Below are 12221 nucleotides of genomic sequence, written 5' to 3' on the forward strand. Positions count from 1 at the left end.
GGGCGCTAGTCCTTCAGCGGGCGGCGAGCCAGCCAAGCAGCCACTATTGCGCCCGAGATGTTGTGCCACAGCGAGAACACGGCCGACGGCAGCGCTGCCAGCGGGCTGAAATGTGCGGTGGCCAGCGTCGCGGCCAAACCCGAGTTCTGCATGCCGACCTCGAATGCCAGGGCGCGGCGGGCCTTGTCGTCGAGGCGGCCGAGCTTACCGGCCAGGTAACCCAGGCCCAGCCCAAAGCCATTGTGGAGGACGACTGCCAGGAACACGATGGCACCGGCGGCAACGATCTTGCTGGCGCTGCCAGCCACCACGACCGCCACGATCAGTGAAATCACGACGGCGGAAGCCCAGGGAAGTGCCGGCAGCACCTTCGCGACGAGCCTCGAGAGGAACAGCCGGGCGAGCAGGCCTGCGATCACCGGAAGCAACACGGTTTTCACGATGTCCAGCACCATGGCACCAGCATCAATGTGCAGGAACGAACCGGCCAAGAGGAGGGTCAGTGCCGGTGTGACGATGGGAGCGATCAGGGTGGAAACCGAGGCAACAGCGACGGACAGGGCTACGTCGCCCTTGGCCAGGAACGCCATCACGTTGGACGCCGTACCGGAGGGTGCGCAGCCCACAAGGATAAGGCCAACAGCGAGCTCGGGCTGTAGTTGAAGCAGGACGGCAATCAACCAGCCCGCTCCAGGCATGATCACGTAGTGGGCCACGATGCCGAGTGCCACCGCCCACGGTCGACGCGCCACGGAAGCGAAGTCGGGCGGCGTCAGCGTGAGGCCCATGCAGAACATGATGACACCAAGCAAATATGGCACGGCGAGGCCCATGGGCTTGAACAGGTCCGGAAGCAGGAACCCGAGGACCCCAGCCAGCACCACCAGGAGCGGGAAAACCGTCACGGCTATGCGCGCTATCTTGGCCTCTGCGGCGAGGGCCGCGTTCAGGGGAGGGGCTGACTCTGTTTCCGTCTGGGAATTCGTTGCCTCGAGCATTCATCCATGCTCACACTTAGCATTCAAGCCGGACGACTTCGTTACATCCTCACGGGCGTATATGTCAGACATCCGTCGTCTCGGTTGGGTTAGCCGTTCAGCTTGCCTGCGAGCCGCTCACGCATTCGGATACTCGCGTCGTTGAGGCCAATGAACTCCACCTCGCGCCCGTGGTTGCGGTATTTCTCAGTGACCGAATCCAACACTGCGATGGTCGAAGCGTCCCAGATGTGCGAGTTGTGAAGATCGATCACCACCCGATCTATGCCGTCCGAAGAATCCTTTGCATAGTCGAACTGGGTGTAGAGATCATTGGACGAAGCGAAGAAGAGTTCGCCGTCCACCGTGTACGTGGCCACCGTTTCACCGTTTAGCTCCAGTTCCGTCCGCTCGACAGTCGCGAAGTGCGCAACGCGCCGGGCAAACAGCACCATCGCGGTCAAAACGCCGACGCCGACACCCACCGCCAGATTGTGCGTCGCCACCACAGCGGCAACGGTGACGAGCATAACGGCGGTTTCCGATTTGGGCAGCCGCTTCAACGTGGACAGGCGAATAGAGTGCCATTCGAAGGTGATCAGGGAAACGAAGATCATCACCGCAACAAGGGCCGCCATGGGAATCATGCCCACCACATCGCCAAGGACAACCACCAAGACCAGCAGGAAGGCGCCGGCCAGGAATGTTGAGAGCCGGCTCCGTGCGCCGGATCCCTTGACGTTGATCATTGTTTGTCCGATCACCGCACAACCACCCAGGCCACCAAGAAACCCTGTGACGATGTTGGCCACCCCCTGGCCCCAGGAAACCCTTGTTTTATTGGATCGCGTGTCCGTGATGTCGTCCACGAGCTTGGCCGTCAGAAGTGACTCCAACAGTCCAACGAGGGCCATGGACAGCGCGAAGGGCGCGATGGTCTGGAACGTCTCCAGGTTCAGTGGGACATCGGGCAGGAAGAATCCTGGCAGACTGTGGGGAAGTTCGCCTTTGTCACTGACCGTAGGAACGTCGATGTGCCCCAGAACGGTGACCAAGGTGATGACCACGATCGCTACGAGCGGCGCGGGAATGGCCGTGGTCAGCCGGGGTAGGCCAAAGACCATGACCAATCCCACGGCAACTATCGGATAGACCATCCAGGGGACATTGAAGAGTTCGGGCATCTGCGAGATGAACACCAGAATTGCCAGTGCGTTCACGAATCCGATCATCACCGAGCGCGGAATGAACCGCATGAGCCGCGTGACGCCGAGGACGGCAAGGATGATCTGGAAGACACCAGCCAGGATGATCGTGGCAATCAAGTAGTTGAGCCCGTGCTCCTTCATCACGGGAGCGATGACCAGGGCTACGGCACCCGTCGCCGCGGAGATCATGGCTGGACGACCACCCACAACGGCAGTCACCACTCCCATGGTGAAGGAAGCGAACAGTCCAACCCGGGGATCCACGCCTGCGATGATCGAGAACGCGATGGCCTCCGGAATGAGCGCCAGTGCCACAACCAGTCCCGCAAGGGATTCCGTCAGCAGGCGGCGGGGCGAGCGGAAGGTCGCCCGCAGTGACATGAGTTGCTCGGGTGTCATGTGGCGTCCTTACAGTGCGGTCTGGCGGTAACGCTCAATCTGCTTAAGACGCCGCTGGAGGCTGTCGCGCCGCGGGTGCGGAACGACGTCGGGCGCCTCAGCGGTGAGGTCGATGTGTTCGGTTCCGTATTGCCACAGCAGCAGATCGTCCAGGAGACGGTCGGGGCCGGGAGAATAGCGGTGGTCCAGGGCTTTGCGGACCTCGGTGATCCGGTTTGCACTGAGCAGCCCGGCAAGTTCCACGGTTTTGGTGAGTCCGTGGGCCGCAAGGAGTTCGGCAGCCCAGCCCCAGTCGTCATCAACTTTTCGGTCAACGTGAGGCAGGAGCGTACGCCACACGTCCCGAACGCGGTTGGGAGTCAGTGGCGAGGCGCCCTCTCCCTCCAGGTCCCAATAGCCTCGGACTTCTTCGTAACGCTCGTGGAGGTCGGCGAAGGCGCTCTCCACGGTTTCCAACATGGCCGCAGTGGCGGTGAACTGGCGATCGAAATGTGGCGTCCAGGCGCGTGGATCCTCCGCCTTAAACCGGATATCGTGCTCGATCTCGCTCCAGGCGTGCGCAAAGACGGTGCGGATCTGGCACTCGAAGAAGTAGCTGCCGTTGGCGGGCATGTCCGGATTGAACACGTGCTGGTATTCCTTGACGGCCTCGTTCTGGATGGTGCGAAGGATGAGGTGCCGGCTGGAGTATCCGTACGTGCCCGATTCGATGGAGCCGATGTCCTTCTCACGGTCTCCCCGGCAATCGAAGAGCTGGCGTTGCCGCTTGATGATGTTGGCCACGGCAGCGTTCTCGGCTGGCAGCTTGGTGATGACGCGGATGCCCACCATGTCGTTCAAAGTGCGGAACGGGTCAGGGAACTTGAGGATGCGAGGGCCGCCCGGCTCCAAGGGATCATCGGTGCGGGAAATCTTTTCGCGGAACGACTCCACCGTTTTGGTTCGCCCAGTGACGAACAGGGGAGTGACCTCGGCGTCGTTAAGCATGTCCCGCAAGGTCAGCAACACATCCCGCGTGACCCGCTTCAGGGCAGGGCGAACACGCTCATAAAGCGCCACGTTCGCATTCACTGCATCGCGCTGGTCCTGGTCCAGGCTGTCCCAATTGCTTGCCATGCCCCCAGCTTACGGGGCGGGTCTGACACTGGAGCGGGCCACCCGCCGTCGGGGTGCCCCTAGCCAAAGTTGCGGGACGTCACGATAGGCTCGGTACAAAGGAGGGCGCAATGTTGCGGCACAAGTACAGCTACGGCGAACACCCCAGTCAGTGGGGCGAACTCTTCATACCTGAACCGAACAACGGAAACCATCGCGGCGCGTCACCTGTCGCGGGTGGTGTCGCAGTTGTGATCCACGGCGGCTATTGGCGTTCACAGTACGGCGCCGAGCTCGGTGAGCCCCTGGCCCGCGACCTCGCGGCACATGGAATTACCGCCTGGAATCTTGAATACCGGCGGGCCGGCAACGGCGGTGGTTGGCCCCATACCTTCGAAGATATTCTGGCCGGCATTGACCATCTCGCCGAAATCGCCGAAAAGCACGAGCTCCACCTGGGCAAGGTGGTGGCCTTAGGCCACTCCGCCGGGGGTCACCTGGCTGTGTGGGCGGCCGGACGACAGCGCCTTTCAGCCATCGGAACGCCCGACGCCGACCGCCAGCTCGTGCGGGGACCCGAGGATAATGCCGTCCATCTAACGGGTGTCGTCAGTCAGTCCGGCCTCCTGGACCTTGCCGCCGCGGAAAAACTGAATCTCAGCAACGGTGCTGTCTGCAACCTCATGGGCGGCGATTCCGCCAGATACCCCAAGAGGCATAAGTACGCCGATCCCATGAGCTCCCTGCCCATTAATGTTCCAGTTTTCGCCGTCCACGCTACGGACGATGAAGACGTTCCAGCCAGCCAGTCCGAGGCCTATGTCGCGGCGGCAACGGCAGCCGGAAGTGCCGCGCAGCTGCTGCGTGTCCCGGGCGACCATTTCGATCTCATAGACCCCAAGGCCGTGGCCTACAAGAAATGCCGCGAATTGGTGCAGCGCTTGCTCTCCTGAATCACTGGTAGGGCCCGCCCTTCCTCTGGCAGAGTGGTCCCATGCTGACTGTGATTGGCGAGGCCTTGGTTGACGTCGTGCAGCGCCCCAGCGGAATCGAGGCGCACGTTGGTGGCAGTCCGCTCAACGTCGCTGTTGGCTTGGCGCGTTTGGATCACCCCGTGCAGTTCATCGGGCGGTTTGGCCAGGACGCGTACGGCGATTCCGTTGCCGCGCACCTCCGATCCAGTTCGGTGATGGTTCCCCTTCCGCCCGACGGCAAACCCACCAGCGTGGCCACCGCACTGATCGACGACGACGGCGCCGCCACCTACACCTTCGACCTCACCTGGGACTTGCCGGGCCTTGCGGAGCGGTTGCCGCTCATGCTGCAGGGCGCCACCTTGCTGCATACGGGTTCGATAGCCACCGCTTTGGAGCCCGGGGCCGCGGCCGTGCTTGCCGCCGTCGAGCATGCCCACCCGGGCTGCACCATCAGTTTCGACCCCAACTGCCGTCCCAGCATCATCACCGACCGCGAGTACGCACGAAGGCAGGCCGAACGCTTCGTGGTGCTCTCCGACGTCGTCAAGGCCTCTGACGAAGACCTCGAATGGCTGTACCCGGGCGTCGACCCACTGGAATCGGCTCGGCGCTGGTTGTCTTTGGGCGGTACAGAAGGCCCCGCGCTGGTGGTGGTGACGCGGGGCGCGCGTGGACCGTGGGGAACGACAGCCACCGGAGAGACCCAGGTGCCGGCGCCTTCCGTGACGGTCGTAGACACCGTTGGTGCCGGCGATTCGTTCATGGCGGGATTGCTGTCCGCGATCGTTGACCGCGGGCTGGACGGCGCGCAAAACCGCGGGGCACTGAGGGCCATGCCGGCCGAAACCCTGGCCGCAATCATGGACCATGCGACCCGTGCCGCCGCCGTCACGGTGTCCCGGGCCGGAGCCAATCCGCCCACGCGGGCTGAGCTGAACCACCGGGCTGTTGCCAGTTAAAACTCTAGCCGGGAAGACCGGCCGATTGGAGGTGCACCATGAAGGACCACGACCCCTACGCCTCGGCGCCCGTGCCCGAATTACAGGTCACGAGCGAGTCATTCCGCGATGGTGAAACCTTGGGTCCCGATCAGCGGAGCGGAATTCTAGGCGCCGGCGGCAAGGACATCTCTCCACAGCTGAGCTGGAGCGGAGCTCCTGACGGAACGAGGAGTTTCGCAGTCACAATGCTGGATCCGGATGCTCCGGATCCTGGAGGGTTCTGGCACTGGGCTGTGCTTAATATTCCCCCCGAGGTGTCAAGTCTTCCGGCCGGTTCCGGTGGCCAGGACGGTCACGCCCTGCCCGCCGGTGCCTTCCAGTTAAAGAACGACGGCGGCCGCGCGGGTTACCTTGGGGCGGCCGCACCGAAGGGGCATGGGCCTCATCGGTACGTAGTGGCCGTACATGCCTTGGATGTGGAGGACCTGGGCGTACCAAAGAATTCCGAAGCGCGCATACTTGCCTCAGCCCTTCCGGCGCATACCTTGGCGCGGGGAACCATTACAGGCATGTTCGAACGTTAGCGGCGGCATTTGGGTTCTCAACAGCCACGTAGACTGACATGATGCGGCTCGTAGCAAGTGATATTGACGGCACCATCCTCGGTCATGACGGCAAGATCAGTGATCGAACCGTCAAGGCCTTCAAAGCATGCCGGGACGCCGGGGTGGAACTTGTGTTCGTCACCGGCCGGCCGCCGCGTTGGCTGTACCCGCTCCAGGAGCAACTTGGGCACAGCGGCATCGTGATCTGTTCCAACGGCGCAGTGGTCTGGGATCTGGAAACTGAGAAGCCCATTTCCTCGTGCACATTGGACGTCGAATCCATTTTCGAGGCGCGGCGCATCATAAAGTCCCTCCGGCCGGATGCCTTATTCGCCGTGGAAACTCTGACCGGTTTTCAGCTGGAGCCTGGCTTCATAGAGAACGAAACCAGCGAGCTGATTGCCGAATTCACTCCCGCACCGCTGGACCAGACGCTGGCTGCGGATGACGCCGTCGTGAAGTTCCTGGCGATAACCCGCAAAGGGACACCGGACGAATTCCTTGCCGAGGTTCAGCCCGCCGTTGCCCACTTGGTCAGCACCACGCACTCGGCACCGAGAACCGCAATGCTTGAGATGTCCGTTCCCGGCATCAACAAGGCCGTCACACTCGCCAAGTACGCAGAGTCTCTGGGGATCGGGGCTGCTGACGTGGTGGCCTTCGGGGACATGCCGAATGACATCGAGATGCTCCGCTGGGCCGGCCACGGTTACGCGATGGCCAGTGGCCATCCGGAAGCGATCCTCGCCGCGGGGCAGCAGGCGCCGCACTTCGACGACGACGGCGTGGCCCAGATCCTCGAGGCGAAACTGACGGAGCAGACGGTCTAACCGTGCATCACGGGTGACGTATACCCTGACCTGCCAGCACGGCGCGGTAGCCCTCAACATACGTGGGGAAGGCGAACTCGAATCCAGTCTCGCGCAGTCGCTGGTTGGAGCAGCGTTTGTCACCGGGGCCGGGATTGGACGCGGTGTCTTCGACTGCGGTTGGTGGTTCCGGGTTTCCCAATTCCAGGGCCAAAAACCGCATGACGTCACCCATCTCGGCTGCGTGGTCGTCCACGCCCACGTAGACCTGATCAGGGTCCTGCTCCATAGTGGCGAGGTGCACGATCATGGCCGCGGCGTCGTCCCTGTGAACTCGGTTTGTGTGCCGGGGCTGCGCCGGTATCACGGCTTGGCCGGACCGGACCTGGCTGATCAGCCGTGTTCGTCCTGGGCCGTAAATGCCGCCGAGCCGCAGGACGATCGGTTGAGTCCTCGTCCCGCGGGTTCGGGCAAGCAGCAGATTTTCGGCCTCCACCAGCACTTTGCCGCTGAAACGCGTGGGCTCAGTGGGTGTGGTCTCGTCCACCACCTCTCCATCGGAGTCCTTGTAGACGGCGGTGGATGAGACAAACAGTATGCGTCTCGGTTCAATGGAATCGCGGTCCAAGGCGTCCAGAATATTATGCAAACCGTCTATATACGCCGCGCGGTATGCCTCCTCAGTGGACGAGTCAGCGGCGATAGACACAATAACGATCTTCACATCCGCCGGCAGGATCGGGACTCCACGTGAGAGGTCCGCATGCATGCCTCGTATTCCGGCGGGGAGCTTTTCTGGAGAGCGTCGGAGCCCGATCACGTCGTGGCCCAACTCGGCGAAACGCAGTCCGGCTTCGGTTCCAAGGTCGCCGCACCCGGCAATCAACACAGTCATGCCACTAGTTTCGCAGCCCTGACCTATCCCAAAGCTGTCACCAAGTTCCCAGTCTCCATACAACCCGCGTTCAACTTGCGCCCGTAGGCTTTCAGCCACAGACCCGTTTAGCTTGTTGATTGTGTAGGGGAACCATGGCCAAGCGTAGGATCAACGATTTCAACACGGCTCCATTGCGGCGCATCGAGCCGGATCACCACTGGAGGTCACTCCGTCAGGGCGACCGCGTCAGCGTCACGCTGACGCCCGGTTACGAATCGGCCGGGGTTGTGGATGCTGTCACCGGCGACGCAACGGCAGTCTGGGTGGAGCTCGACGGCGGTCGCGGCCGCACGCTGGTGCACGTCAGTGACGGCGTGGCGATCGTTCCCCAGGAGAAGGTGACCGTTTCCGAGGAGTCGTAGCGGAGCCTGCACCATGGGCTACGCTACGGGTGTGACGCTGCCCTATTTCCTCCGCAAGGATGGCACTGTGGGCCCGCTGGCCTTTGCCCACAGGGGATTCTCCCTGCATGGGATGGAGAACTCCATGGCTGCGTTTGGGGCCGCGGTCGAGCTCGGCACCTTGCATCTTGAAACTGATGTACACACCACTTCAGACGGCGTGTTGCTCGTTTTCCATGACGCTTCCCTGGACCGGGTCACAGATTCGACCGGGCGTATCGCCGAGTTAACGGCAGCCGAGGTAGCCAAGGCCCGCATCGGCGGAGTGGAACCCGTGCCGACTTTTGACGATCTCGTAGCTGCGTTTCCCGATGCGCGCTTGAACTTGGACGTGAAGGACTGGAATTCCGTCATATCGACCGCTGAGGCAATCGAGAAGCACAGCATCCATGGCCGCGTCCTGGTCACGAGTTTCTCTGACCGGCGTCGTCGTGCCGTCTTGAAGCTCCTCAGCCAGCGGACGGCTTCTTCGGCTGGCACCACTTTGACCGCGCTCTTCGTACTCCTTGGCCCCGCGCTGCCGGCGGGCCTGGCCCGCAAGGTGCTCACCGGCGTCGACGCTTTCCAGGTTCCGGCCCGGTACGGTCCGTTTCCGGTGGTGACTGCCGGTTTTGTTCGTCGCGCACACCGAGTGGGCGTCCAAGTGCACGTCTGGACCATCAACGATTCCGCAGAGATGGAACGAACCCTGGACCTGGGCGTGGACGGAATCGTGTCGGATCGGCTGGACCTCCTCAAGGAAGTTCTGGTACGCCGCGGTCAGTGGGTCTAGCACTCCCAAAAAGCTCCGCCGAAGTGGCAGTTGATGACAGTCCCAGGCTGCAACATTGTCATTAAGTGCCATCTGGGCGGGTTTCGATGGCGGCCGGGCGGACCTGGCTGGCCCGGATCCGCTCAAGGTCAAACTTGGGGCTGCGATCGAAGGTGAAGATGCCGTTCTTTTCCTGAAAGACGTCCGTCAGCTGGGTATAGCAATAACCGAACATGTCCGGGTTATCCAGCAGCACGCCACATAGTCCTTCGAAGCGGGCATAAAACTCCTCCTCGCTGCTGACGCGCTTGCCGTAACCCCACGACGTCGACACGTCGGTTCCCAGGCCCGGTTCAGCTGCCGCTTGCCGGACTTCGGCCTCGCTCCACCAAATGCCGCCAAATTCGGATACGAAGTACGGCTGGCCGGCATAGGGCACGGAGTAATCCTCTCCCTGCGGGTTCCGGTTCACAAACGGTTTCCCCTCCGCAAGACCCTGCTGCTCAAGCCGGAGCCGCTCCGGATTCTGCTCGTAGGAATGGGAATCGTAAATGTCGGTTTCGCGGATGCGGTGAGAGTATCCGGAGGCATCGATGACAGGCCGCGTGGGATCGGCCAGCTTGGTGGCGAGGAACATGGCCTGGGTGACATCGTCCAAAACCGTGAGTCGATCGTGCAGGACCTGGTGCGTTTCGTTGAGGGGGCACCACCCGATGATCGAGGGGTGGTTGAAGTCCCGCTGCACCACCTCCAGCCACTGGGCTACGAAGCTCGCTGTCGGCTTTTGGTTGTGCCCAATGGTTCCTCCTCCGGAGACGCCCCAGTCGCCGAACTCGCCCCAGACAAGGTAGCCGAGGCGGTCTGCGTGGTAGAGGAAGCGCTCTTCGAATACCTTCTGGTGGAGTCGTGCACCGTTGAAGCCTGCGGCCATGGACAACTCGATGTCCTTGACTAGCGCGCGGTCATCAGGCGAGGTCATCAGCGACTCCGGCCAATAGCCTTGATCCAGTACCAGTCTTTGGAACACGGACTTGCCGTTGATACGAACCATCTTGCCGTCAAGAGCCACCGAACGAACGGCTGCGTAACTGCTGACGCTGTCAGTAGCGTTGCCGGCAGCGTCCCGCACCGTCACCTCGAGGTCATAAAGGAAGGGATCCTCAATGCACCAAGGACGCAAGGATTCAGAGGGAATGCTGAGCCGCAATGTGGGCGTGAGGTCCACATCGGCCTTGACCGTGGCTTCCACCCTCACGTCGTCCTTATCGCTGAGCACGGCCGTCAGCGTGTGCCCGGCGCGGTTCTGGCTGATCGGGACCTCAAGAGTGATGCTTGAGTCGGCAAGGTTGGGGGTCATTCGGAGGCGTTTGATGTAGACCTCGGGAACAGCCTCCATCCAGACCGTCTGCCAGATTCCAGTGGTGCGGGTGTATTGGCAATGTGTGTTGTTGTACCAGGTTGCCTGCTTGCCGCGGGCCTGCGGTTCGTGCCGGGAGTCGCGGGCCCGGACAACGATGACCGCGTCCGTGCCAGGTTCGGCCACTCCACCAAGATCAGCGGTGAAGGGGGTGAAGCCACCCCTGTGGCGGGCCACCTCAATTCCGTTGACCCAGACGGTAGCGTCGTGATCCACGGCACCGAAATGCAGGAGGACGTTCTGGCCAGCCCACTCCTGGGGGATGGTCACTGTACGCCGGTACCAGACGGCCTCCATGAAATCCACGTGCTCAATTCCCGAAAGCGTTGATTCCGGCGCGAACGGCACCAGAATCTCATTGGTGAGCTCGCGCTTGGCGAGGCCGCGCTCCAAACCCGAGTCACCGGCGTCGATCTCAAAACTCCAGATTCCATTGAGGTTCATCCAGTTCTTGCGGACAAGTTGGGGACGGGGATGCTCGGGCTTGGGTAGGGCCGGCATCATGTTGGGCTCTGTCAACGCATCTCCTTCAAAAGGGGAGGGGGTTCAATTTCCAGTCAATCGCATCACCGGAGAATGTGCACCCACCAGGTGCCGTACTCTCTGTACGGCACTAAATCGTCAGTCGCCGCGAAATCGGATTCCTGACGTGAGATGGTGTTTGTACCACCAGCCGCCGCGCGAGGAGATTGACGTGACGAGTTTCCGATTGGCCATCATTGATGACTATCAGCAGGTCGCCAGCGACTACGCCCCTTGGGATTCACTTCTCGACGACGGCGTGAAGGTCAGCGTTTTCAGCGCACCTTTTGTTTCGGAAGAGCAGGCTGTGGCAGCTTTGGCGCCGTTCGACATCATTGTGGCGATGCGCGAACGGACGCGCTTCCCTCGTCGCGTGCTTGAGTCATTGACCAACCTGAAACTCCTCGTGACCACGGGCATGGCCAATGCCGCGATCGACCTTGAGGCAGCGTCGGAGCGTGGCATCCTGGTGTGCGGAACGGGCGGTTCCCCGGCAGCGGCACCGGAGATGACGTGGGCGTTGCTGCTCGCTTTTGCCCGCAACCTGGTTGTGGAGGAAAACTCGCTGAGGGCAGGCGACTGGCAGACCGCCGTCGGGTTTGAACTCGAAGGCAAGACGCTGGGAATCGTCGGCCTTGGCAAGATTGGGAAGCGGATTGCGGGCTACGCGAAAGCCTTTGGCATGGATGTTCTGGCGTGGAGCCAGAACCTCACTGCGGAGTCGGCCGAGGCTGCCGGTGCCCGAAAGGTGAGCAAGGAGGAGCTGTTCCGGGAGTCCGACGTCGTAACCTTGCACCTGCGGCTGTCCGAGCGGACGGAGGGCGTCGTAGGAGCGGAAGAATTGAGGCTCCTGGGTCCCGAAGGCGTACTCGTCAATACCGCCCGCGGGCCACTGGTGGACGAGGCCGCGCTGATTCGTGCACTGGAGGAAGGCTGGATACGTGGCGCTGCCATGGACGTCTTTGACGAGGAGCCTCTGCCCGCTGGACATGCTTTGCTTCATTCCTCGCGTACCGTGCTCTCGCCACACATCGGCTACGTGACGCACGAAAGCTACAGGCAGTTTTACGGCGGGGCATTCGAGGACGTTAAGGCATGGGTGGCGGGCGCTCCCATTCGGACCTTGAACGACTGATTTAATCTTCGTAATCGGGAAACGCTTTCCGAGCAAAGCTGGCAAGA

At 62.0% G+C, this 12221-nt stretch carries 12 protein-coding genes; 7 read left to right on the forward strand and 5 right to left on the reverse strand.

Features of this window, described 5'->3' with window-relative positions:
- Positions 1-5: 5 nt before the first annotated feature.
- From ACZ5G6_RS00225 to ACZ5G6_RS00235, 3 genes are all read right to left on the reverse strand, one after another.
- The gene (locus tag ACZ5G6_RS00225) at positions 6-998 is read right to left on the reverse strand and encodes a bile acid:sodium symporter family protein (RefSeq protein WP_223935224.1); all 993 of its coding nucleotides are present in this window, start codon (positions 996-998) and stop codon (positions 6-8) included.
- Positions 999-1087: 89 nt separating this feature from the next.
- Positions 1088-2584: a SulP family inorganic anion transporter gene (locus tag ACZ5G6_RS00230; RefSeq protein ID WP_498688600.1), complete on the reverse strand. Its 1497-nt coding sequence runs from the start codon at positions 2582-2584 to the stop codon at positions 1088-1090.
- 9 nt (positions 2585-2593) lie between these two features.
- Complete coding sequence (locus ACZ5G6_RS00235; protein ID WP_223935226.1) at positions 2594-3700, reverse strand: GTP pyrophosphokinase; 1107 nt, start codon at positions 3698-3700, stop codon at positions 2594-2596.
- Positions 3701-3810: 110 nt separating this feature from the next.
- On the opposite strand from ACZ5G6_RS00235, the gene ACZ5G6_RS00240 reads away from it, so the two are divergent.
- The 4 genes from ACZ5G6_RS00240 to ACZ5G6_RS00255 are packed head-to-tail and all read left to right on the forward strand — an operon-like array spanning position 3811 to position 7032.
- Positions 3811-4632 (forward strand): alpha/beta hydrolase, encoded by an 822-nt coding sequence (locus ACZ5G6_RS00240; RefSeq protein WP_223935227.1) that lies wholly within the window; start codon positions 3811-3813, stop codon positions 4630-4632.
- 41 nt (positions 4633-4673) lie between these two features.
- The gene (locus ACZ5G6_RS00245) at positions 4674-5615 is read left to right on the forward strand and encodes a carbohydrate kinase family protein (protein WP_498688602.1); all 942 of its coding nucleotides are present in this window, start codon (positions 4674-4676) and stop codon (positions 5613-5615) included.
- Positions 5616-5653: 38 nt separating this feature from the next.
- Complete coding sequence (locus ACZ5G6_RS00250; RefSeq protein ID WP_498688606.1) at positions 5654-6181, forward strand: YbhB/YbcL family Raf kinase inhibitor-like protein; 528 nt, start codon at positions 5654-5656, stop codon at positions 6179-6181.
- Between the two features lie 41 nt (positions 6182-6222).
- A complete protein-coding gene (locus tag ACZ5G6_RS00255; RefSeq protein WP_498692011.1) occupies positions 6223-7032 on the forward strand; it encodes an HAD family hydrolase in 810 nt (269 codons plus the stop codon).
- Between the two features lie 7 nt (positions 7033-7039).
- Here ACZ5G6_RS00255 and ACZ5G6_RS00260 read toward each other — a convergent pair whose 3' ends face one another.
- Positions 7040-7906: an SDR family oxidoreductase gene (locus ACZ5G6_RS00260; RefSeq protein WP_498688608.1), complete on the reverse strand. Its 867-nt coding sequence runs from the start codon at positions 7904-7906 to the stop codon at positions 7040-7042.
- A gap of 134 nt (positions 7907-8040) precedes the next feature.
- Between ACZ5G6_RS00260 and ACZ5G6_RS00265 the strand changes: the two genes are divergently transcribed.
- On the forward strand, positions 8041-8310 hold the full coding sequence (locus tag ACZ5G6_RS00265) for a hypothetical protein (protein WP_498688610.1): 270 nt from the start codon (positions 8041-8043) through the stop codon (positions 8308-8310).
- Between the two features lie 13 nt (positions 8311-8323).
- Positions 8324-9121 carry a glycerophosphodiester phosphodiesterase family protein gene (locus tag ACZ5G6_RS00270; protein ID WP_498688611.1) on the forward strand — a complete coding sequence of 266 codons (798 nt, stop codon included), beginning with the start codon at positions 8324-8326 and terminating at the stop codon, positions 9119-9121.
- A 61-nt stretch (positions 9122-9182) separates the two neighbouring features.
- On the opposite strand, the gene ACZ5G6_RS00275 is transcribed toward ACZ5G6_RS00270, so the two are convergent.
- On the reverse strand, positions 9183-11021 hold the full coding sequence (locus tag ACZ5G6_RS00275) for a glycoside hydrolase family 2 protein (RefSeq protein ID WP_498692012.1): 1839 nt from the start codon (positions 11019-11021) through the stop codon (positions 9183-9185).
- A gap of 190 nt (positions 11022-11211) precedes the next feature.
- Between ACZ5G6_RS00275 and ACZ5G6_RS00280 the strand changes: the two genes are divergently transcribed.
- Complete coding sequence (locus ACZ5G6_RS00280; protein WP_223935233.1) at positions 11212-12174, forward strand: D-2-hydroxyacid dehydrogenase family protein; 963 nt, start codon at positions 11212-11214, stop codon at positions 12172-12174.
- The last annotated feature ends 47 nt before the right edge of the window (positions 12175-12221 follow it).

Source organism: Arthrobacter sp. TmtSoilC51, from assembly GCF_055388015.1.